The sequence below is a fragment of the Nodularia sp. LEGE 04288 genome, from assembly GCF_963896525.1.
Classification (GTDB): Bacteria; Cyanobacteriota; Cyanobacteriia; order Cyanobacteriales; family Nostocaceae; genus Nodularia.
The window spans coordinates 20,836-42,610 of the sequence record NZ_CAWQOY010000126.1; the positions used below are offsets into that span (position 1 = coordinate 20,836).

At 42.1% G+C, this 21,775-nt stretch carries 20 protein-coding genes; 6 read left to right on the forward strand and 14 right to left on the reverse strand.

Going from position 1 to position 21,775, the window contains the following annotated elements; all coding sequences use genetic code 11:
- The 3 genes from AACX33_RS16540 to psaC all read right to left on the reverse strand — a co-directional run bounded on the left by AACX33_RS16540 (window position 1) and on the right by psaC (window position 3,684).
- Window positions 1–1,227, reverse strand: a complete 1,227-nt coding sequence (locus AACX33_RS16540) for an AAA family ATPase (protein WP_194000331.1) — start codon at window positions 1,225–1,227, stop codon at window positions 1–3.
- A 95-nt stretch (window positions 1,228–1,322) separates the two neighbouring features.
- Window positions 1,323–3,221, reverse strand: coding sequence for a glutamine--fructose-6-phosphate transaminase (isomerizing) (glmS, locus tag AACX33_RS16545; protein WP_194000332.1), 1,899 nt, complete (start codon window positions 3,219–3,221; stop codon window positions 1,323–1,325).
- A 217-nt stretch (window positions 3,222–3,438) separates the two neighbouring features.
- Window positions 3,439–3,684 carry a photosystem I iron-sulfur center protein PsaC gene (gene psaC, locus AACX33_RS16550; RefSeq protein ID WP_010997613.1) on the reverse strand — a complete coding sequence of 82 codons (246 nt, stop codon included), beginning with the start codon at window positions 3,682–3,684 and terminating at the stop codon, window positions 3,439–3,441.
- Window positions 3,685–4,087: 403 nt separating this feature from the next.
- Between psaC and AACX33_RS16555 the strand changes: the two genes are divergently transcribed.
- Complete coding sequence (locus AACX33_RS16555; RefSeq protein WP_194000333.1) at window positions 4,088–4,447, forward strand: DUF6464 family protein; 360 nt, start codon at window positions 4,088–4,090, stop codon at window positions 4,445–4,447.
- On the opposite strand, the gene fmt is transcribed toward AACX33_RS16555, so the two are convergent.
- The gene (fmt, locus tag AACX33_RS16560) at window positions 4,444–5,445 is read right to left on the reverse strand and encodes a methionyl-tRNA formyltransferase (RefSeq protein WP_194000334.1); all 1,002 of its coding nucleotides are present in this window, start codon (window positions 5,443–5,445) and stop codon (window positions 4,444–4,446) included. The genes AACX33_RS16555 and fmt overlap by 4 nt on opposite strands.
- A 1,258-nt stretch (window positions 5,446–6,703) precedes the next feature.
- Between fmt and AACX33_RS16565 the strand changes: the two genes are divergently transcribed.
- On the forward strand, window positions 6,704–7,984 hold the full coding sequence (locus tag AACX33_RS16565; RefSeq protein ID WP_194000335.1) for a hypothetical protein: 1,281 nt from the start codon (window positions 6,704–6,706) through the stop codon (window positions 7,982–7,984).
- A gap of 127 nt (window positions 7,985–8,111) precedes the next feature.
- Here AACX33_RS16565 and minE read toward each other — a convergent pair whose 3' ends face one another.
- The 6 genes from minE to AACX33_RS16595 all read right to left on the reverse strand — a co-directional run bounded on the left by minE (window position 8,112) and on the right by AACX33_RS16595 (window position 13,513).
- Window positions 8,112–8,414, reverse strand: a complete 303-nt coding sequence (minE, locus tag AACX33_RS16570; protein WP_194000336.1) for a cell division topological specificity factor MinE — start codon at window positions 8,412–8,414, stop codon at window positions 8,112–8,114.
- A 36-nt stretch (window positions 8,415–8,450) separates the two neighbouring features.
- Entirely contained in the window at window positions 8,451–9,257 is an 807-nt protein-coding gene (minD, locus tag AACX33_RS16575; protein ID WP_194000337.1) for a septum site-determining protein MinD, read from the reverse strand.
- 44 nt (window positions 9,258–9,301) lie between these two features.
- Complete coding sequence (gene minC / locus AACX33_RS16580; RefSeq protein WP_194000338.1) at window positions 9,302–10,366, reverse strand: septum site-determining protein MinC; 1,065 nt, start codon at window positions 10,364–10,366, stop codon at window positions 9,302–9,304.
- Window positions 10,367–10,451: 85 nt separating this feature from the next.
- Entirely contained in the window at window positions 10,452–11,798 is a 1,347-nt protein-coding gene (locus tag AACX33_RS16585; protein WP_194000339.1) for a four-carbon acid sugar kinase family protein, read from the reverse strand.
- A 56-nt stretch (window positions 11,799–11,854) separates the two neighbouring features.
- Window positions 11,855–12,517, reverse strand: a complete 663-nt coding sequence (locus AACX33_RS16590; RefSeq protein WP_194000340.1) for a magnesium transporter — start codon at window positions 12,515–12,517, stop codon at window positions 11,855–11,857.
- A gap of 444 nt (window positions 12,518–12,961) precedes the next feature.
- A complete protein-coding gene (locus AACX33_RS16595) occupies window positions 12,962–13,513 on the reverse strand; it encodes an NUDIX hydrolase (RefSeq protein WP_194000341.1) in 552 nt (183 codons plus the stop codon).
- A 245-nt stretch (window positions 13,514–13,758) separates the two neighbouring features.
- On the opposite strand from AACX33_RS16595, the gene AACX33_RS16600 reads away from it, so the two are divergent.
- Both AACX33_RS16600 and AACX33_RS16605 read left to right on the forward strand, forming a co-directional pair.
- Complete coding sequence (locus AACX33_RS16600) at window positions 13,759–14,811, forward strand: dipeptide epimerase (protein ID WP_194000342.1); 1,053 nt, start codon at window positions 13,759–13,761, stop codon at window positions 14,809–14,811.
- Window positions 14,795–15,841 carry a DUF1611 domain-containing protein gene (locus tag AACX33_RS16605; RefSeq protein ID WP_194000343.1) on the forward strand — a complete coding sequence of 349 codons (1,047 nt, stop codon included), beginning with the start codon at window positions 14,795–14,797 and terminating at the stop codon, window positions 15,839–15,841. The genes AACX33_RS16600 and AACX33_RS16605 overlap by 17 nt, the downstream gene beginning before the upstream one ends.
- A 99-nt stretch (window positions 15,842–15,940) precedes the next feature.
- Here the strand turns inward: AACX33_RS16605 and AACX33_RS16610 are convergent, their stop codons facing one another.
- Together AACX33_RS16610 and AACX33_RS16615 are read right to left on the reverse strand one after the other, a co-directional pair.
- Window positions 15,941–16,180: a hypothetical protein gene (locus AACX33_RS16610; RefSeq protein WP_194000344.1), complete on the reverse strand. Its 240-nt coding sequence runs from the start codon at window positions 16,178–16,180 to the stop codon at window positions 15,941–15,943.
- Between the two features lie 59 nt (window positions 16,181–16,239).
- Window positions 16,240–16,452, reverse strand: coding sequence for a high light inducible protein (locus AACX33_RS16615; RefSeq protein WP_194000345.1), 213 nt, complete (start codon window positions 16,450–16,452; stop codon window positions 16,240–16,242).
- A gap of 262 nt (window positions 16,453–16,714) precedes the next feature.
- Between AACX33_RS16615 and AACX33_RS16620 the strand changes: the two genes are divergently transcribed.
- Together AACX33_RS16620 and AACX33_RS16625 are read left to right on the forward strand one after the other, a co-directional pair.
- Entirely contained in the window at window positions 16,715–17,749 is a 1,035-nt protein-coding gene (locus AACX33_RS16620; RefSeq protein ID WP_194000346.1) for an aspartate carbamoyltransferase catalytic subunit, read from the forward strand.
- Window positions 17,750–18,090: 341 nt separating this feature from the next.
- Window positions 18,091–18,528 (forward strand): pentapeptide repeat-containing protein, encoded by a 438-nt coding sequence (locus AACX33_RS16625; protein ID WP_194000348.1) that lies wholly within the window; start codon window positions 18,091–18,093, stop codon window positions 18,526–18,528.
- Between the two features lie 38 nt (window positions 18,529–18,566).
- On the opposite strand, the gene AACX33_RS16630 is transcribed toward AACX33_RS16625, so the two are convergent.
- Window positions 18,567–19,907, reverse strand: a complete 1,341-nt coding sequence (locus AACX33_RS16630; RefSeq protein ID WP_194000350.1) for a TldD/PmbA family protein — start codon at window positions 19,905–19,907, stop codon at window positions 18,567–18,569.
- 165 nt (window positions 19,908–20,072) lie between these two features.
- The gene (locus AACX33_RS16635; protein ID WP_194000351.1) at window positions 20,073–21,545 is read right to left on the reverse strand and encodes a TldD/PmbA family protein; all 1,473 of its coding nucleotides are present in this window, start codon (window positions 21,543–21,545) and stop codon (window positions 20,073–20,075) included.
- Window positions 21,546–21,775: the final 230 nt, after the last annotated feature.

Below are 21,775 nucleotides of genomic sequence, written 5' to 3' on the forward strand. Positions count from 1 at the left end.
TTATTTTGCTTGAGGTAAATTCCTCTTAGGTCCACCAGAGTTAACTAGAGGATTACCCACTTCAAAATAGTCTTCCATCCATAAAGAACCTAAAGTAGCTCCATGTTCGATAAAATCTTTAATTCCTGGCATATCTGCCGTTCGTTTAGCTTGTGTATACCCTTGCTCATCCCGGTAAAGTACCCAAAGTTCTTCTGGTTTAAGAGCATTTACAAAAAAAGGTGAATGGCTAGTTACCATTAATTGAGTATTAGCTGAAGCTGCGCGGCATTCTTCTGCTAATTCTGGCAATAAACGAGGGTGTAGGTAATTTTCTGGTTCTTCAATTCCTACAAGTTGCGGTGGATCTGGGTCATATAATACTGAGAGATACGCTAACATTTTGAGTGTGCCATCTGAGGCAAATTTAGCAAGTATTGGTTTTTGAAAAGGAGCATCTTTAATTTGCAGCAATAACCGCCCATCCTGCATCATTTCCGCGTCTACTCTTTCTAAGCGGGGAACACGAGAGGATAAAATATTAAGAATTTGTTGTAACCGATCAGGATGCTGTTCTTTGAGATATTGAATGACATTAGGTAAATTATCTCCTGTAGGTGATAATCTTTCCTGGGGTCCTGCTTCTGGAATACTGCGGGTGTTATCTGCGCTTAAATAGGAAAGATACCAACCAGTAATAAAATTGCGTAATGCACTCACACGAGGGTGTTTAGAAAATTGACCCAAAGTACTGACAGCAAGTAGTTCAGAAGAGTTTAGTTGTTCAGATACTCTCTCATCTTGTTCGTCTGGCTTTTCGCCTGTAATTACTTTTCCAGCACCTTCTTGAAAGTCGAGAAATTTGAATGGTTTGCCAGTCTGACCTCTTCTCCATTGCAACCATTCTTCTGCTACATAAGGTCCTTTTAGTCCTTCTTCTATAGCAAGATGATAGGTGATGATAGGTAAATCTCCGTTTTCACGATATTTTAATTCAATTACAATAGGTCCGTCTGCACCTCGTGTCCGCAGTTCTCTAAAGCGTCCGCGTTTGTCCCACGCTTTCCGCAAGCCGACTGTAAAACATTCTGATAAAAAAGCGAAAACATCAAAAATAGTTGATTTACCGCTACCATTGGGCCCTAAGAAAACAGTTAGAGGACGAATTCCTTTGAGTTCTATGTCATGCAGCGCTCGATAATTTTTGACTCTGATATATTCTATACGGGGAATAGATTGTTTAGGCATATAAACACATTTAGGGTATATATCCTATTGCTACATATTTATCAGCATCTTTCATCTGTATCTACAACTGTTGTGGATACAGATATAAAATTCTACTATTCAACTGTCACAGATTTTGCCAAATTCCGGGGCTGGTCAACATCCAAACCGCGACGCGCCGCAATATGATAAGCCAATAATTGCAAAGGAATCACAGTCAGAATCGGTGAGAGTAATTCATCTACTTCCGAAACTGGGAGCAAATCATTAAAGATTTCTGCTGCTTCACCATCATTACTGGGAGTTACACCAATTAAGCGGGAATCTCTGGCTTTGGCTTCTTGGGCATTAGAAAGCACCTTTTCATACACAGTACCAGGAACTGCGATCGCCACTACCGGAACTTTCGCTTCCAATAAAGCAATGGGACCATGTTTCATTTCCCCAGCCGGATAACCTTCAGCATGAATATAGCTGATTTCCTTTAATTTTAAAGCCCCTTCTAAAGCAATGGGAAAATTGATCCCCCTACCTAAAAAGATAAAATCTTTGGTTTCTGCAAAATCATGTGCTAGGTGTTCAGTTAAAGTTTCCTGACTTGGCAAAGTCGCCTCAATTTGTTGCGGAATTTGGTGCAACCCTTGAATAATCTCTGCTAATCTCTCTGGCGAAACTGTCTGACGACGAGCCGCTAAATCCAACGCCAAAGCGTAAAATGCCATTAGTTGGGCGATAAAAGTTTTCGTGGCTGCTACCCCAATTTCCATTCCGGCTAAGGTATTAATCATATGGGGAACCATTAACCCCAGACTGCTTTCTGGACGATTGGTAATCCCTAAAAGTCGCGCTTGATATTTGGGTTCTTTCCCCTGGCGACGTTCTTTTTCCATCCCTAAAGCGGCTAGAGTATCAGCAGTTTCACCTGATTGGGTCACACCAATAATTAATGTATTTGCGGTTAAAGGCGAGGGTGCATAGCGATATTCAGAAGCGTAATGTACCTGAGTGGAAATTTCTGCTAGTTGTTCAATTAAGTATTTTCCCAGTAATGCCGCGTGCCAACTTGTACCACAAGCGACGATATTAATTTGCTCTAAATCTGCGTAAAATTCCGTAGGTAAGCCGAGATTAATTGGTGAAGCTGATTCAGCATAATTACCACCAGTATTAAAGTAAGCTGCTAAACTAGCTCGAACTACCCCCGGTTGCTCATGAATTTCTTTGAGCATAAAGTGTTTGAATCCCTGCTTTTCTACCATCGTGGGATTCAAATTCAGCATCCGGGGTTGTTTTTTCAACCTTTCCCCAGCAAAGTTATAAACTTCCACACCCAAGGGAGTCAGACGAGCAATTTCGCCATTTTCCAGCGGTAAAACTGCACGAGTATGAGCCACAATTGCGGGGGTGTCGGAGGCGCAAAAGAATTCACCTTGACCAAAACCAATGACTAGGGGAGCTTGTTGGCGAACTGCTATCAATTCATCTGGGTAGTCAGCAGAAATAACTGCGATCGCAAACGCACCCCTAAGATAGTTAACAGCTTGGCGAATTGCGTCTAAAAGAGCAGATGGGGAACTAGGGAGATGAGGCGCTGGGGGATGCTTTAAAAATTCCGCTATCAGATGGGGAATAACTTCGGTGTCGGTTTCCGAAACAAATTGGTGTCCTTTTTGTTTAAGTTCTTCCCGCAACTCGCGGTAATTTTCCACAATGCCATTTTGCACCACCGCCACTCGCATAGCCATATCCATGTGGGGATGGGCGTTGTGTTCCTCTGGCTTCCCATGAGTCGCCCAGCGAGTATGACCAATCCCAATTTGGGCAGGAGTGGCGATTTGTTCGAGTTTAGAACGTAAGTTATGTAGTTTGCCTTTGGCGCGAACACAGTCCACTTCACCTTCCCAGACTGTGGCTATCCCCGCGGAGTCATACCCGCGATACTCCAGTTTTTCTAGCCCCGCCAGTAAGATATCCGTTGCCGCTTGAGTCCCTATATACCCAACGATTCCACACATGACTCACACCACTCTGATTTCAATATAATTTAATCTAGTTCACCTGCCAGCATGAAAGCGGCCTTTTGTCCAAAAAAAAGGAGCAAGTTGCTCCCTATGCTATCAGGTATGGTTATAATTTTTTAAACTTTAGACTAAAAGAAAAATTTAGTAGGGTGAATAGACCCACCCTACAATTGTAAATTGCCAACTAAATCAGGAATTTCCAGTAAATTCCTTAATAAGCTAGACCCATGCTGCGAGTTGTTTCAGCACCTAGATAAACTCGGATGCTTAAAAAGTCAGTAGGGCAAGCAGTTTCACAACGCTTACATCCCACGCAGTCTTCGGTGCGGGGTGAAGAGGCAACTTGAGCAGCTTTACAGCCATCCCAGGGAACCATCTCCAACACGTCTGTAGGGCAAGCACGGACGCACTGGGTGCAGCCAATGCAGGTATCGTAAATTTTAACGGTATGAGACATTGAAAAAAAGGCTCCTTTCCAGTGTTCTTCTCTGCGAAAGAATCATATCAAAGCATAGTCTACAGCAGTAGCTCACAGTCGGTCATCAAAAGGCTACATAACTTTAAACAATCTCATAGGCAATGGTAAAATTTGGATGGGCTAAATCTCTCTATTGCTGATATATCAACAACATCACGGTAGCGTATTTACTTTAATGTTTTCTCAAATGGCTGATATTTGTAAACTTATATGAACTAAATGTTGGAGTTGTCTATAGTAATTATTGCCTGGTAATTATACAATGTTGAATTGAACAAATTTGTGACGAAATGTTTGGCTCTAGAGAGAGCGATGGCGGTGATTTTGTCTAAGATTTTCGGCATTTTATTTATAATTAATGTAAACCACATTACATAAACTTATGGAGCCAGACTCTTTAGCAACCGAGGTAATTCTGACACATCCCAGTCAGTCACTCGGCAGAGTCCAACTCGATTGGACACCCCAACCAGGAAACTACGTCGATTTTGAAGGTCAAACTTATGCGGTATTAGAACGCCGCCACAGATACCAATTGAAATCAGGACGTTACCACTTGCGGAATATCGCCCTTTACGTACAGTCTGCCAAAAGACCAACAGAGAAAACTTTAGTCAAAGGACGTTGGGTAATTGGTGATGCTACCTGTAGCTATAATGCACAATCGGAAATCATGCGCTGTGCTGTCAATCCCGAAGGCCCTTGTGAGTCTTGCCATTCCTACGAAAAACTAGAAATTTAACCATTACCAAAAACTTCTCCCACAGTTAAACGGTTACCGTTCACAAAATCCCATCCCGACTGGGGACGTTTGCCAGCTAACTGAACCTCACGTAAAAGTAGCAAACCCTCACCAGTTTGGGCAATAGCGCCCATTCCCTTGGCGATGCTTACCACTTCTCCTCTGCTCCCTGATAGAGTTGATAAATCAGGTAATTTTTGGTAAATTTCTGTTAATTCATCTGTCGGCTCATAACCGTAAGCATCACCAAGGGGAACCGAGGCGATAATTTTGATTCCTTGGTTGCGAAAGGTAGCTGTGCAGTTGGGGTAAAAGCCTCTGATTTGGTTATGTAATTGAATAGCACTCTTTGACCAATCCAATGTGTAGTTCTGCTTTTGAATCAAAGGTGCATAAGTCGCCGACTCATCATCTTGAGGCACAGGTACAATTTTTTGACTTGCCAAATTGAATAGAGTTTCTACTAATAAATCTCCACCAATTACAGATAGCCTCTGAGCTAAATCTTGGCTATTATCTAGCAATGCAATAGGTGTAGTTGCTTTCAAGAGCATTGCCCCGGTATCCATGCCGGCATCCATTAACATTGTAGTGATCCCCGTTGCTTTTTCGCCGTTGTACAGACACCACTGAATCGGTGCTGCACCCCGATATTTGGGTAAAATTGAGCCATGCACATTAATACAACCCAACTTGGGCATATCTAATATTTCTGGGGACAAAATCTGTCCATAGGCTACAACCACAAATACATCTGCATCAGACTTTTGAAGTTGGGTTAAAGTTTCAGTGTCCTTTTTAATCCTTTGTGGTTGCCATACAGGCAAGTTATGGTTAATCGCAACGGCTTTTACGGCTGAAGGAATCAGTTTGTTACCCCGTTCTCGACGTTTATCTGGTTGGGTAACAACTGCCACAACTTCAAACTCTGGTTGGTTCAGTAATTTTTCCAAGGTAGGAACGGCGAAGTGAGGTGTTCCAAAGAATACTACTTTCATTATTTGTGATTTATTACGTAGATCAGCTGAAATATAGGAATCCGGTTTGATTTATGAAAAAATTAAGTATTGTAGGGTGCGTTAGGATGAAGTCCGTAACGCACCATTATTAAGGCTTTGGTGCGTTACGCTACCGCTAACACACCCTACGTGTCTGTAAGCGCAAAGCGCAGGCTACGCCAACAAAAATCAAATAGTAGTCCTATAGTTAATGTCTTCAACAAGACAATATAGGACTAAAGTCCTGAATACAAAGCAATTCCCACAATTTTATCTGGCGTAACATAGTTTAATCGATTTTTGCCTATTTATGCCCTCATTAGTAAATAAGTACTAAATCACTAAGGCGCGATCGATAGAAAAGGGCTGCAATCTCCTGAGAAAATACCCAATTCTAGTCTATGGTGTCCATTACCCAGGCTTTTTCCAGAAAATAGTGCAAAGTTAATTTTTTTGATGCTAAGGTGGTTTCATATTGGCGAAAATCAGGGTTGTTTGATAAACTTAGTATATTAAGTTTAAAAGCTAACAACTTGGTATAAAGTGTACACAGTACGAGTAATCCTAATTGGCTATGTCTAACAATAGGTAATTTTAGGTATACGTAGTAAATCTCCTTTGATAAATTTAACCCGTATCCGGCTACAAGTTTAGTTGTGTTTCTCAAACTGGTGAATTGCGATACCGCAATTTTTCAAATTGAGATATTAGTTTCTGTCTTAGGGTGGATGCTAATGGTGTTTTTTAAGTATTATAAGTTGTACGTCATCTTTCCCAGCTTTTAAAGTAACGCCTCACTTCTACCGTTATCGGGGTCTGCTCTGTTGTAGCAGAAATCAATAGGGAAACTAAGTGTGCTTTTGCTCTTGCCAATACCAAAAGATCAGTGATTCTGCTCAGTCTCCGTACTTGCAGTATATTTAGCCTAAATGATAGGTTGAATACTCTTTAACTAACAACAGTTATTTGATGTAGTCGGGTATTAAGGGCAGAGGCAAAAGTATATTTTATGCAGTCACATCTAGTCAACTGCGTAGTTTTTTGAGTGCAGATTTCCCAAAAAAAACCACATTTTCTCAGCAATGAGGGATGAAAGATGACACTAAAGTTTTGTAAAAATCTGCAAACTTTGAAGAAATTATCTGGTTTTACTGGTTAAATCTAGTAGTTTGTTGTTATACCTGTAATTATCGCCTGCTCCCTTACTGCTTAGGCATTGCTCTTCACACAGCACCCGCCCTCCCTAGAGAGTCTACATATGCTCAAACTCTTCTTGCTGTCAGGATGGTTCCGCCTTCAACCATTTCTCAATTATGTTGTCCTAGTGATGCTGATCGCACCCTTAGTTGCGATTTCGGGTCACTCTAGCTCTGCCAAACAATCAAGCGTAGTCACAAAAATTGCTTCCGCAAGGACACAATTTGACTCTGCACCATTGGCAGTGGCTAGTATGAATGAACCTTATTTAGTTGAATTATTAACAACATCTCCCATAACTTCCTTCGCCGAAAAATCTGAATCTATGCCATTGTTAATGGCTTCTATTCGGGAACCGTCAATCCTACAAACGGGCAAAATTGAGTCTTTGGTAGCAGAAAATTTTCTCTCTAGCAGTGATTTTGATGATGCTTCACCATTGGCAGCAGTGGAATTAGCACCAATTCGAGAAACGGCGGGGAGTAAATTCCAACGTGGTAATAGCTTGAAGACCAAGTTGTCAAATGAAATGCTGACCGCGAAATCATTGAGAACAACGCCTAGACAGTTACAACCAATCTTAACGCCCCAAACACCTGTTATCGACGAACTTGATGAAGAGGAAATGTTGGCACAGATTGATCCCATCGGCAGTCCCCATCCGATTCCTTGGAAATGGATTGTCGCGACTCAAGAGGCGATCGCTGCTAACGGAGGTTCTGGGGTTCGCCACTATCGCAGTGTACCTGTGACTTCTCCTGATGGTAGGTATATTGTTTACAGCCGGGTGCAACTAGAAGTTAGACCCGAAATGTATAACAGCAAAGTTACCAGTGTGATGTTTGTGGAAGATACACAAACTAATCGTTTGAGGGTGATGGCTTCAACTGCGCCAATCAGCGATCCTCTGTTAAAGATCAACAGAAATGTTTCATCCTCAGAAGCGGTGGATGCAAATGGTGGGAAAATAGGGGTTTTAGTTCCTGTTAGCTGGTCAGAACAAAGCGATCGCTTCTTAGCACGTAAGTTTGAAGGTAAGTTTAACACAGGCGATTCCACGGATCATGCAGTCATCTGGGATCGCCACAAAAATCAGATTAACACTGTTGCACCAGCTCGTGAGGAACATGAGCATGAGAAGATCGCGGTGTTGTTAGGTTGGAGTAAAAACCGACCTGATCATGCACTTTTCCGTGCGGGAGAAATGGGAGAAGAAAACTGGCCTTTGGTGCAAGTTAGGAGCGATGGTCAAACTCTAAATACAACAGATGCAGATCAGCCTATTACTTTTGGTCAACAAATTACAGAAGTTTGGGCAGGCCCACAATTTGCTTCTCGATAATGGCTGAAAAATTTGATCGACTCCCGTTGTTAAACACAAAAGCAACGGGAATTTTTGTAATTTAAAATCAATATGGTGCGTTGCACTATGGGACAACACACCTGACGAATAGCGGTTAATCTAACTATTACTCCTCTGACGGCTCACTGGGTTCTAATTCAGCTACGTCTTCTTTAACTCGACGGATGGGTAAGTTAGCAATCAAAGCTGTGGCGCGTTGATTACTTTCTAGAGAAAATTCTAGTCCTTCTGTCTCAATTTCTACATAGCGACAAACTATCTCTAGGATTTCTTGCCGCATTTTTTCTAACTTTTGGGGATCTAAATCAGCACGGTCGTGAGCAATCACCACTTGCAGGCGACGTTTCACTTGAGTGCGACTAGTGTCAGGAGTCCGTAAAAATAATCGTTCTATAAGTTCAAGAATCATTGCCAATGGGTGTGCGGAGACTGGAACATGAGTTAGTTAAACAATCTTTGTCCACAACAACTTTCGCAGACGCGCGAAGATGTTGTGATTGTGTGTGTCGAGATCAAGAAAATCGACTTTTTCTCCCTCCAATCTACGGGCAATATTATTAAAGGCTATGGCTGCTAAAGAGGGGGTATCCCCTAATACTAAGGGTTCGCCGCGATTGGTAGAAACAATAACACGCTCATCATCAGGTATTACCCCAATTAGGGGTATTGCCAGAAGTTCCTGAACATCTTGCACAGACATCATATCATTTGCTCGTACCATTGCGGGTCTGATGCGGTTAATGATTAAATGGGCTTTCTTAATGCCTTGTGCTTCTAGTAACCCCACTACTCTGTCAGCATCACGCACTGCGGAAATTTCGGGCGTAGTCACAATCAGGGCTTCTTTGGCTGGGGCGATCGCATTTTTAAACCCATTTTCAATGCCAGCCGGACTATCGATAATCACGTACTGAAATTTTTGCGCCAGTGCATTGACTAGCAATTTCATTTGTTCAGGAGTGACTGCATCTTTAGAGCGATTTTGAGCCGCGGGTAATAATACCAGATTGGGTTGCCGCTTATCTTTCACCAAAGCCTGTTCTAATCGGCACTCCCTAGCCAGAACTTCCACCGCAGTATAAACGATGCGGTTTTCTAGTCCCAGCAACAAATCTAAATTTCTCAGCCCAAAATCCGCATCAACTAAAGCAACTTGACGACCAATTTTGGCTAAAGTCATGCCTAAATTTGCGGAAACTGTGGTTTTACCCACTCCTCCTTTACCGGAGGTAATCACAATAATGCGAGTCATGGTAGAGTTGCGCTCGATGAGGGTTCAGGAAATATAATAAATACTTATGGTAGCTGATTTAACCTATTTAATTGGTTTCGAGAAAAATCATTAGCCCTGGCGATGCGGATGCCGGCGGGCGTAATATGCGCCACTTCGGGAAAAACCTGCATCGGTGATTTTTCTGGGGATCTAGCTACCGTATCTGCGATTCGCAATTGGGTTGGTTCCATTTGCAAGGCCATAATCAGACACTCACGATTACCTCCGGCACCCGCATGAGCAATTCCACGTAATCGCCCCCAGATGACAATATCTCCTTCTGCCACTACGATACCACCTGGATTTATATCTCCTAAAATAATCACTGTCCCAGGATGACGAATTTCTGTCCCAGAACGAACGGTCATTTCTAGATAGAGGGCATCTGCTGAAGTTTTAGTTGCAGTTTTCAACTCAGAATGGAGAGTCGTTTCGGGTTGGAGTTGTTCGACTGAGTAACCAGAGGTAACAGCTGCGATCGCAGTTTGGCGGCGACTGGTAGCGACAGATTTCAGTTGCAGTTGGACTTCACTGAAGGCTTCGGCGAACTCTTGTAATTGTCTGCCATCTAATAAGCGGTCTTGTGCAATCAAATGTACTGGTTTGGTGGATGTGCGAAAGCGATCGCCTGCATTTAACCGTAACTTCAATTGTTGCCAAATCTCAGACCAGGCCAGTTCTGAAGCTGGTATTTGAGATTCTGTTGGCAAAATTACTAACAGTCTTTCCCCCTCACTTTTGAACTGTACTTGGACATGGTTTTTTAACCTATTCTCTGCTGTGAATGATTCAGTCGAGTCGAAATCCAAATCAACCACCTCAGCCAGAGAAACAGACTCGGTATCAGTCGGGGCAGAATTTGACTCTAGATCATCAGGTTCGGAATTTGACTGTAAATAGACGAGAACAGAATTTAGCTCGGCATCGGGGATAATATTATCAGAATCGCCCTCAGAAATTGCGAAATTCGACTTTATCTCGTCAGCAAAGGGAGGATTTACTTCTAAATCCGAAATGTGAGAATTAGATTCTACATCAGGGAGTGCAGAATTTAACTCTAAATTGGGGATATGAGAATCAGAAGTCATGCAGCACTAGCCAATAGATACACCGAGTTATGATCAATATTAAATCAGTTGTAAAATCCAGAAATTTCTTTACCTATATCTTTACCTATATATTTTTAGTTAATCTTTTGTAAACCGTCCCCAAGGCATCAGCATCGCCAACATTACCAGGAAACAGAACTACTGGCAAATTGGGAAACTGAGGATGTTCCGCAGTGGTGATTACCATTGAACAACCAGCTAAAACTTGTCCAAGTAAGCGGGCTGAATTTAAAGACAGACCGGTACTCAAGACATCGTTTGAGGTAATTCCACCCTTGCTGATTAAAAATCCGATATCAGATGGTAAACCCCGGACAATATCCATCAATAAACTGGAAACTTTCACCCCAAACTCTAACCTAGTTTTAACATCCTTAAAACTTAGTTCTTGACGACTGGTATAAACTACTGGGGTTTGACCAGCATGATGTACCGCCTTGATACTTTCCAGAATCTCGGTTAACAGTTTAGCAGATTCATTCACGCCATCATCGAGTAATCGCGCCACATCCACTTCGATTCCCGCCGTTCCCTCAACTTGCAATAACGCCTCTAGCTGCTGAGTTGTCTTTTTAACGTGTGAACCCACAATCACCGCACCCGGTTTTCCGGCGCGTACATATTTCGCCATGTTTTCTGCGGCAATGGGTTGAGGAGGTAAGGCAGCCAAAGCGGTTAAAATACTCGCAGCACTGCGAAACAAAAAGCGTTTTCCTTGACTGGCGGCTGTTAGCACATCCACAGCAAAGGAGTTGAGATCCCCTTGAGTTTCACCATCGACAACAGCGCATTGATTATCACACAGTTGTAATAAGCGTTCTAAACTACCAGTCCGGATATCATCAAGTAAAAACCTGGTGACAGATTCCGCACTAATCTGCCCTTGAGTCTTTTCCTCTACGTACTTGGGTAAATAACTGTGATGGTAGCTGAACACCGAATCACGGGCAAATTCTGTTTCATGTACTGGGGTAGGTACACCATCAATAACCAGGTAATGTACGCTATCACGGGTAATGCGTCCGCCTTCTGTTAGAAGGGCTTCGCCCACAAAAAATGCTGGTACGAGAAAATGAGCGTCAAATGGCCCAAGTTCTTGTGCGATCGCATCTGTTTCTATAGGATAATGTCCCCGTAATGTCGAATCAGAACGGCTAACAACCAAAAAATCAGTTATCTTTTCCGCAGCTAACGCCAGTTTTAAGTTTTGACAAACTTCTCTCGTCACAGATGCTGCTGACTCTGGCGGTAAGGATCTGGTATTTGTCAGGACAAAGAAAATTGGTGAATCATCTTGTAAACCGAGGCGTAAAGTATCCATATCCCACTGCATCAACAGCAAGCAACTGTGGACGGTTTGTGAACCTGTGGGGTCATCATCTAAAACAATAATTTTAGGTTTGTTACTCATTGTAAATCAACGGGGACGACTGTGTTTAGGAACATCCTAGTGGATATTTGCTCAACTCAAATTTTTTGTAATTTTCTGACTTCTGCTTGTACATCCAAGGCAATCTGCAAAGATTGATTGAGAAGTTGAGCATATTCGCTGGTCTGACTACTAACTTGCATAGCTTGCAGATTGGCTAAATTATTAATAAATAACTCTTGGTTATTTGCCAGTAGTCTTTTATTATCCCGCAAAATTCGTTCACTTTTAAGAGAATTTACTAAATCTTCTCTAATAAGTTGTAAGGCAGTAATCACTTGATCTCGGTCATCAATGCTACTTTGGGAATTGCCAGATGTGGCTAATTGGTCATTAATATCTATTGCTTTGACCACAGTATGATATTTATCGACTTCATCTAAAATTACTGTCAGACTGTGGGGAAAGGTCAAACGTTGCCATAGCGATCGCCCAACTAATATGGAAATTGGGACTAAAATTAGTAACAGGATTCCTACTGTAATTGAAGAACCAATTATCGGCAGAATAATAAACGCATAAACAAAGCCAACAACGATAGGGGTTAAAGCCAATGCTACCAGCATTTCATTAATAAACATTCCTAATCGCTGCTTCCCGTCTTTCCACATAGAAGGTCGAAAAACATCATCTGGCTCGAATCCTGTCAAACGTCTCAGTTCACCTTTGCTAATTTCCAAACCTATTAAGTCCGGCTGCACAGCGAGATACTCCTATGAAAGTGCGATTTGAGTATTTATTTTAGTCGGTTTTTCCAAAAAAACCATAGCATTGGTAATAGGTGAAATCTAATATAGACGAAATATGATCTGTATTCATCAATCTGGCTAAATAGTTTCTTCAACTAATACCAATTATTTGTGAGGCTGCATATTATTTCGACCCCACCCCTAACCCCTCCCCGCAAGCGAGGAGGGGAACTGGATTTCTGTCTGGTTAAATTCTATTTATGCATCTTTAAATTCTCTTGGTATAAGATGTGAAGGTTCCTCATCTCCTGCTCAATTTTTAATTCCCGTTTGCATATCTTGGCAATTTTTCAAGGATTCATTGAGTAAGCGTGAATATTTTCTTGCTGACTGTTGTCTTTGTAAGGTTTGTATAGCAATTAAATTACTTTCTAAAAATTATGGCTATATGTCAATTTATGAGTTGAGAAAATTTAAACCTAAAAACAGCGCCGCAATACTCCCTGTTACCGCAATTTCACCTTTAGTAATTTGATCTAAAACTGATTCTACAGGAATTAATACAATCTCAATATCTTCTGTAATGTCTAGTGTTTGCTCGCCGATTTTGTTCACATTTTCAGCCAAAAATAAATGTATTTTGTTAGTATCCTTGACTGGATTATCATATAAAGTAGCTAATTTAGTAAATTTCTGGGATATATAGCCAGTTTCTTCTTTTAATTCTCTGACTGCTGCTGTTTCAGCATCTTCTTTGGCTGCGTCGAAACTCCCCGCCGGAAGTTCTAACAAAATTTCACCCGCCCCATGCCTATATTGACGTACAAACACAATTTCTTGCTCATTTGTTATCGGTAAAACTAGTGCAACTTCCGGTCTAACAACTAGAAAAAAATCATCTATTATTTTACCATTAGGTAACTTTATGACATCTTGCCTGACTTGACACCAGCGATGATTTAAAACCATTTCTGATTTTACCACTTGCCATTTTTTGACATAATTCATAGATATATAGGACTACTATTTGATTATTGAACAAACAAGTAGGGTGTGTTAGCGGTAGCGTAACGCACCAAAGCCTTAATAACGGTGCGTTACGGATTTCATCCTAACGCACCCTACTGGCGTGGCAAGGCTAAAATGTTGCAATAGATTCTTGAGAAAATTGAGATAAATCAATTTTTTCTGCTTTTCCCTAATGCACTACTTTAAGCTTGCCACGCCAATACCATACTTAATTGATTATACTTATGAAAGTAGAAGCAAAATTATTTACTGTCAATAAACGCTTTCCTTTAACTATTAGTCGCGGAACAACAGCCCAAACCACAAACCTATGGGTAAAAATTTTCCAAGATGGTATTGAAGGCTGGGGTGAAGCTTCTCCTTTTGGTGTAGGCACTCATTCCCAATCTACGGATATCATCAAAAATCAACTACAGCAACTAACACCAATATTAGAAAAATTTAGCCCGTTACAACGCCAGGAAATTGAACAAATTCTAACACAACAGCAGATTCCTTCGTCGGTGAGGGCAGCGCTGGATATGGCCATGTATGACTGGCTAGGTAAGCGTATGGGATTAGCTTTGTGGCAAATTTGGGGACTTGACCGTGATGTTATAGTACCGACTTCGGTGACAATTGGCATTAATTCACCAGCCGGAGCGAGGGCTAGGGCGCGGGACTGGTTAAAATTTATGGATGTTCGCCTATTTAAGGTGAAATTAGGTAATCCAGAGGGTATAGATGCAGACCAGCAAATGCTATTAGCTGTGCAACAAGAAGCACCCGGTTTAGAATTATTTGTCGATGCAAACGGGGGTTGGAGCTTAGAAGATGCTATTTATATTTGTAATTGGCTAGCTGATTTAGGTATAAAATATGTTGAACAGCCATTACCACGGGGTGAAGAAACAAGTTTAGTCCAACTGAAGGAGAAATCCCCCTTACCCATATTTGTGGATGAAAGTTGCTTTACTAGCAGCGATATTCCCCATTTAGCAAACTATGTGGATGGGATCAATATTAAACTGATGAAATCAGGGGGACTCACTGAGGCTATGCGGATGGTACATACAGCGAGAGCGTATGGGTTACAAGTCATGTTTGGTTGCTATTCTGACAGTACACTAGCGAATACAGCCGCAGCCCAGTTAGCACCATTAGCTGATTATTTAGATTTAGACAGTCATCTGAACTTAATTGATGATCCCTTTACGGGTGCATTAGTGCAAGAGGGGAGAATTTTACCAAACGATTTACCAGGCTTGGGGGTGCAATACAGTGAGTTTACTGCTTAATCAAAGAGTAGCAATTCTGCTACATGAAGGAATTACTGGGACTCAGGGTAAAACTGGGCTATCACTTTTACGCTACAGTCAAGCCCCCATCGTCGCTTTGATTGATCGTGAATCTGCTGGCAAATCTGTGTCAGAATTAACCGGGATCAAGCGTGATGTGCCAATTGTGGCATCATTAACAGCAGCACTGGAGTATCAACCGGAAGTTTTGGTAATTGGTATTGCTCCCAAAGGCGGGGCTTTACCAGATGATTACTGGCTAGAAATTAAAAATGCTTTACAAGCTGGAATGTCCTTGGTAAATGGTTTACACACACCATTGGCGAATATACCAGAGTTAAATGCACTGCTGAAACCAGGACAATTAATTTGGGATGTGCGTCAAGAACCAGCTAATTTGGGTGTTGCTAGCGGTTTGGCTCGGACTCTTCCCTGTCGGCGAGTGCTGACTGTGGGAACTGATATGGCAATTGGTAAAATGTCCACTAGCCTAGAATTACATTGGGAGTCACGGCGCAGGGGATGGCGTTCTAAATTTTTGGCTACAGGTCAAACTGGGGTGATGTTAGCAGGAGATGGCGTACCTTTAGATGCTGTGCGGGTAGATTTTGCGGCTGGTGCTGTGGAGCAAATGGTGATGCGTTATGGTCAAGAATACGACATCCTCCACATTGAAGGACAAGGTTCACTGCTGCATCCTGGTTCTACTGCGACTTTACCTTTAATCCGTGGTTCGCAACCAACCCAATTAATTTTGGCACATCGGGCGGGACAAGTTGAAGTGCGTAATCATTCCCATGTCGTTATTCCATCTTTACCAAAGGTGATTCGGTTGTATGAAACTGTCGCCAGTGGAGAAGGCGCGTTTGGCAATGTGCCTGTAGTGGGTATAGCTTTGAATACGGCTCATTTAGATGAGTTTACAGCTCAGGAGGCGATCGCACAAACTACAGCCGAAACTGGTCTACCTTGCAATGATGTCGTGCGTTTCGGGGCTGGTCTTTTATTAGATGCGATTATGAGTAATTAAGGGAGTGGGGATTGGGGATTTAAATAATGAAAAGAAGCCTTGGGGATAAAATCAAGACTTCTGGGGAGCTTATTCAATAGGAAATCTGAAAACAGCTATTTATACGACGTGGTTGAAAAAGATTGCCCAAATGCTTCCTGTTACACCCACCGCAATTAAAAAGTTAGTGAAGAAACGTCCCAACTCTGTTCCTCGTCCTAGCTTGTTATCGTCTTGTCCGCCACTGAAAAATAATGACCAGGCTTGGTTGACATTAATTGTTTCAAAGTTATTGAAATTGGGTCTAAATACAACCGGACCAAATAAATCTTTTTGGGGAAAATTAAAATCAGTTTTCATATTTTTTCTCGCTTATTGTTCTCTTGTTAATTAATTTCGTAAATTTCTGGAATTTCAATTTACAGAGTAGTCAGCCATCCAATTAAGCCGTGTCCTGTAATCACTTCTACGGCTATGAGTGACACAAAGCCAATCATCGCCAAACGACCATTGAGTTTTTCTGCATAGTTAGTAAAGCCTGCTCTTGGGGTTTTGTCTACATACACTTTTGGCTCAACGGCAAAGTTATTCCGTTCACCAAGTTCGTTAATCTTGAAACCTTTGTTTGTCATGGGTTTTTCTTTTTTGTTTGCTTATGTAACCAAATATAACACTATGTAAATTATTTTTACAAGGGGTTGACAAACGTTAAAGGTGTGGCTAACCGTAATAAACCGTTCGGGGCTATCTGAGATTGATTGGGCGATATGGGGAAACAGGTATCTATTTAGAAGGAAGGCAAGTGCTATGATTTCCACTGCATATGTTATGTAAATCAAAAAGCTGTAGGGACGTAAATGATTGCGTCTTTACATAGAACACCGAAAGCTATTTATGCCTACTACCACCTGGAATCGTCATCACGTTCTTTCCCTCGCTGACTTCACAACTGCCGAATACGATACTGTTTTACAAATTGCTGCTAGTTTTCAGGAGGTGCTGTCACGACGGACAAAGAAAGTACCCAGCCTACAAGGACAGGTGGTGGCGAATTTATTTTTTGAACCTTCCACACGCACCCGCAGCAGTTTTGAACTGGCCGCTAAACGCCTCAGTGCAGATACGCTGAACTTTGCCGCAGCTAGTTCTTCCATGACGAAGGGAGAAACCATTCTGGACACAGCCAAGACCTATTTGGCCATGGGAACTGATATTATGGTGATCCGCCATAAAGAAGCCGGAGTTCCGAATGCGATCGCACAGGAAATGGATCGTCTAGGGGTACGAGTCAGTATCCTCAACGCTGGTGACGGTCAACATGAGCATCCTTCCCAAGCACTGCTAGATTTATTTACCATCTGTACTCTCATAGACCGCAGTCATCCCCGGTTAGAATTGTTAAAAGATAAAAAAATTGCGATCGTTGGAGACATATTACATTCTCGCGTCGCACGGTCAAACATCTGGAGTTTAACAGCCAGTGGCGCACAAGTGCATCTAGCAGCACCACCCACCCTGCTACCTCAGTTATTTAAAGACTTTGTTTTAGAAGAAGATAAAACAGGCTCAACCCCCACACTCAACCGTCAACTATTTTTACATTGGGATCTAGAATCAGCTTTACAGGATGCAGATATAGTCATGACATTGCGCCTGCAAAAAGAACGCATGACAGCACACCTACTTCCCAGCTTGCGAGAATATCATCAAACCTTTGGCATTACACGCCAAAAGCTACATCTGTGCAAACCTAACGTGAAAGTCTTACATCCAGGGCCAGTCAACCGGGGAGTAGAAATTAGCTCAGATTTAATGGATGATCCCGAATTTAGCTTAATTCAGTCGCAAGTTACCAGTGGTATCGCTATTCGCATGGCACTATTGTACTTATTAGGTAGCGGCAAAGATTCAGGAATTGCCATTAAATAACCTTTATCCGAATTTCTCAAGAAAAGAATGTAGTTAATAAATTTCAATGTAGGGTGTGTTGTCGCACAGCGCAACGCACCGACAATCAAGAAGAAAAGGAGCAAGAAACTTCAGAATTTTCCACCCATTTACTCCCTAATCCTCCGACAAGACCCGATTTCTTCAAGAAACAAAGTTTACATCTGTAACTAAAGTGGGATACTAAATTTCTTTTTTAACCCATTAAAACCAGTAAGTTCCTCCTCTAGCCAGAGGACATAATACGTAGAAGAGGGCATAATTTAAAGCATAGAAAAAAGTTAAATCAATAACTTCTCAGAAGTATAGAAGGTAAATAAATTATGAAAACCATATTTTTGACCGCAGCAGCGCTACTCAGTACGCTAACTTTAGCTGCGCCCATTTCCGCTACAGAAAAACTTACTCCCACACAGCAGTTGCTAGAAACTAGGGAATGTTATGGTTGCGATTTAAGCAACGCTAACCTCAAAGGCGCTCACCTCATAGGTGTTGATTTGAGAAACGCTAATTTAGAAGGTGCAAACTTAGAATACGCTAACCTAGAAGGTGCAGATTTAACTGGTGCTAACTTGCACTCTGCTGATCTCACAGAAGCCTATGCCAATGGTACTACCTTTGATTACGCAAATCTGACCAATGCCGATTTAAGCGATGCCAACTTATATAATGCTCAAGTCAATGGTGCAGTCATGATTGGTACTAATATCAATGGTGCTGACGGTTTTGATATCAATCTCGGCATTGGTGGTGAAGAATAAGAGTTAAGAGTTAAAGAATAACTCCTAACTCCTAAGTTTTATTCCCCAGTAATCGAAAGTTGATCAACCCAAATTTTAGGACAGACTCCACCAGGGGTAAGCTCTGCTTCTTTATCGACATAAACTATCGACTTCAGGAGTTCTAAGAAATCGCCAGCCACAGTTGCTGATTCAATACTCGTTCTCACACCTTTATTAACTAGCCAGCCATCAAAAGGCAGAGAAAACGAACCTTGTAAAGATTTCACTCCTGCATGGAGAGCTTGTAAATCATCAATTAAAATGACATTTTCCGCAGTGTCTAAGGTAAAATCCTGTTCAGGTGATGTTGCCGCAAAAACATGGTAAAAGTTAGGACTGACGCTGACTTTTGCACCAATACTTGCGTTACCTGTGGGCTGGGTATTCATTCTTTTCGCAGTACCCGCACTGTGAAGAAAACTTTTTAACACCCCATTTTCAATCAGCGAAATCTGACGAGTGGGAGTTCCTTCACCGTCAAAGCTTTCCGCACCAACGTTAGCTGGGTGCAGTGAATCATCATAAACTGAGAGTAGAGGTGAAGCAATTTGCTTGCCTAAATCATCAGCCTTCGATAAGCTTTGGTTATCTAGAATACTTTGAGCGTTGAACAAGTTAGAAAACGCACCCAACAAACTTAAAAAAGCATCAGGAGAGAAAACAACTTGATATTTACCAGACTTGATTTTTTCATAATTCAAGTGGCTGATGGTTTTCTCTGCGGTTTCCTTGATACAACCATTAATATCGAGATTATTTACACTCCGCTCAATTCTAAAAGCGCTACCACTGCGAGGCTTTTTGCCTTCTTCCTCAGTTTTGCTGTACAGATAAATTGATGCCAAAGAATGAGATTCATTTCTGGTTGCACCGTCGCTATTGAGATAGAATCTATCAATATCTCTTTGGGCTAAACCGTTATAAGGTACGCCCTGAATTGCTGGATGCGCTGCTAAAAGTTCTTTTTCTGCTTCCACCAAACTTTTAATTAGTTCAGCCACAGGTGCTTGGGGTGCTTTTTCCTGATGTGTGCTGGGAATAGTCACAGTTGCTTCGGGGCTAAAATCAGGGACATTTTCCTTGACACCAAAAAAACTAGCTTCATAGGCAGTTTTTAAAGCTAATTCTAGCCCTTTGGGGTCTACATCTGTGGTGCTGGTAACACCCATTGTATTTTCTTCATTCCAGACACGCACAGTCACACCAGAACGATTGGAAGCTTTAACTTGTTTTGGCTCACCTTGATCTACTTGGACACTAGTTTCATCGATAGTCGAGCCATAAATGTCAAATTTCTTGATCCCAAGTTTACTAGCATTAGCCTTGGCATTATTAGCAATTTCATTAATATTCGGCATAGTTAATTTTGGATTTTGGATTTTGGCTTTATGGTGGCGTTACACAACTGATTTGGTAGATAAAGATACATATTGTGGGGTGGGCTTCTAGCCCGCCCAAAACAGGCAAGATGCCTGTTCCACAAGAGAATCATCATGCACTATTTTAGGCGTTGCCAAATTTTTTTATCTGCCACCAACGGTAATAGAATCAACTTTGATGTGGGGTTGTCCGACTGTGGTGTAGATACTGCCACTAACGGAACCGCAGAAGCCGGGCGCAAGTTCCAAATCTTGGGAACACATGGAAATTTTGTTCATGATTTCCTTGGCTTCACCAATGAGGATGGCTCCTTTTAATGGTTTAGTGATTTTGCCATTTTCAATTAAATAAGCTTCATCTACACCAAAGTTAAATTGACCTGTAGCCCCAACGCTACCGCCACCCATCTTTTTACAGTAAATGCCTTTATCAACTGAGTTAAATAAATCTTCGGTGGTATATTCGCCAGGCGCAATATAAGTATTACGCATCCGACTAGCAGCAGCAAAGGTATAACCTTGGCGGCGACCACTTCCGGTTCTGGGGTGTCCGGTGCGCGAAGAACCTGTTCTATCGGCTAGGAAGTTTTTCAGAACACCTTTTTCAATTAATAGGGTTCTTTGAGCCGGCATTCCTTCGTCGTCCATGTCAATAGTACCGAAGGCATTTTCTGCTCGACCTTCGTCCCAAGCTGTGAGACTTTCGTGGGCAATTTTTTCGCCTTTTTTGTCGGCAAAGGGAGTAGTCTTACGTTCGATTTGCGTAGTTTCTAAAAGATGTCCGCAGGCTTCGTGGAAGATGACTCCACCGAAGTGATTGGCCATGATAATCGGGTATGTACCTGAATCTACATAATCTGCATAGAGCATTTTTCCGGCAGATTCGGCAATTTTCTCGGATGCATCTCGATAATCCCAAGTTCTCAGGAAGTTAGCATCGCTAGTATTCCCCGCTCGTTCACCGATAGATGTGCGATTAGCACCATCTGCACACAAGAGGTTAAATCCTACGGATTGAGTCAGGCGAATGTCACGGGCAAATGTGCCATCACTAGCCGCAACTAGAACTTCTTGCCAATCTCGGAAATAGGAAGCCCGGCGCGATTGCACATGGTTGGCTTTTTTCTGGAGGTAGCTTGTACCATCAAGCAGCACTTCTCCCATTTCTTTGATGGAACTACACAAAGGTAACCAGCCATCTTTGCCTCTTTTTGTGGCGTAGTCTCTGAGTAATTCCAGATTGATTTCGGGAATGAAGGCGTTATGGCTAGGTAGTTCTAGTCCGAGAATAGAAAGACCTTTTTCTAAGGCTGCTTGTAAACCAGAAAAGGAAAGGTCGTTAGTGCTGACGTAGCAATCGGCGTTACCACGAAATACTCTGACTCCCGCACCTGTGGCTAAACTGGGTGAAATACTGGTAATCGCGTCGTCTTCTGCCAGACAACTGATATAGTTACGACGTTCTAAGAATAATTCGATGAAGTCAGCACCTGCGGCGCGTCCTAGTCCTAGAAGGGTAGCCAGAGGGGCTTCCCAGGTTTCATCGAATCGCTCTGGTGTGGAGGAATATTGTAGTGTGGGGATTTGGTTCGAGAGAAGTAGCGTACTTGTAAGCATGAATAGCCTCGTCTGCTGGAGTTATCAGAGATTTGACTGAAAAAATCCTGGTGAATTAACTCTAGCAAATTCCGCGATGGCAGTGGAGGGATAAGCGGACAAAACTCTGGTGCTATGTCACAACAGAAATTAAACCAAGCTAATTGTTGAACTAAGGAAGTCGGTGAGAAAAATTCTATGTACAGCACTTTTCGGTGTTATGAGGTACAAGAACCCCACCCCCAGCGTCT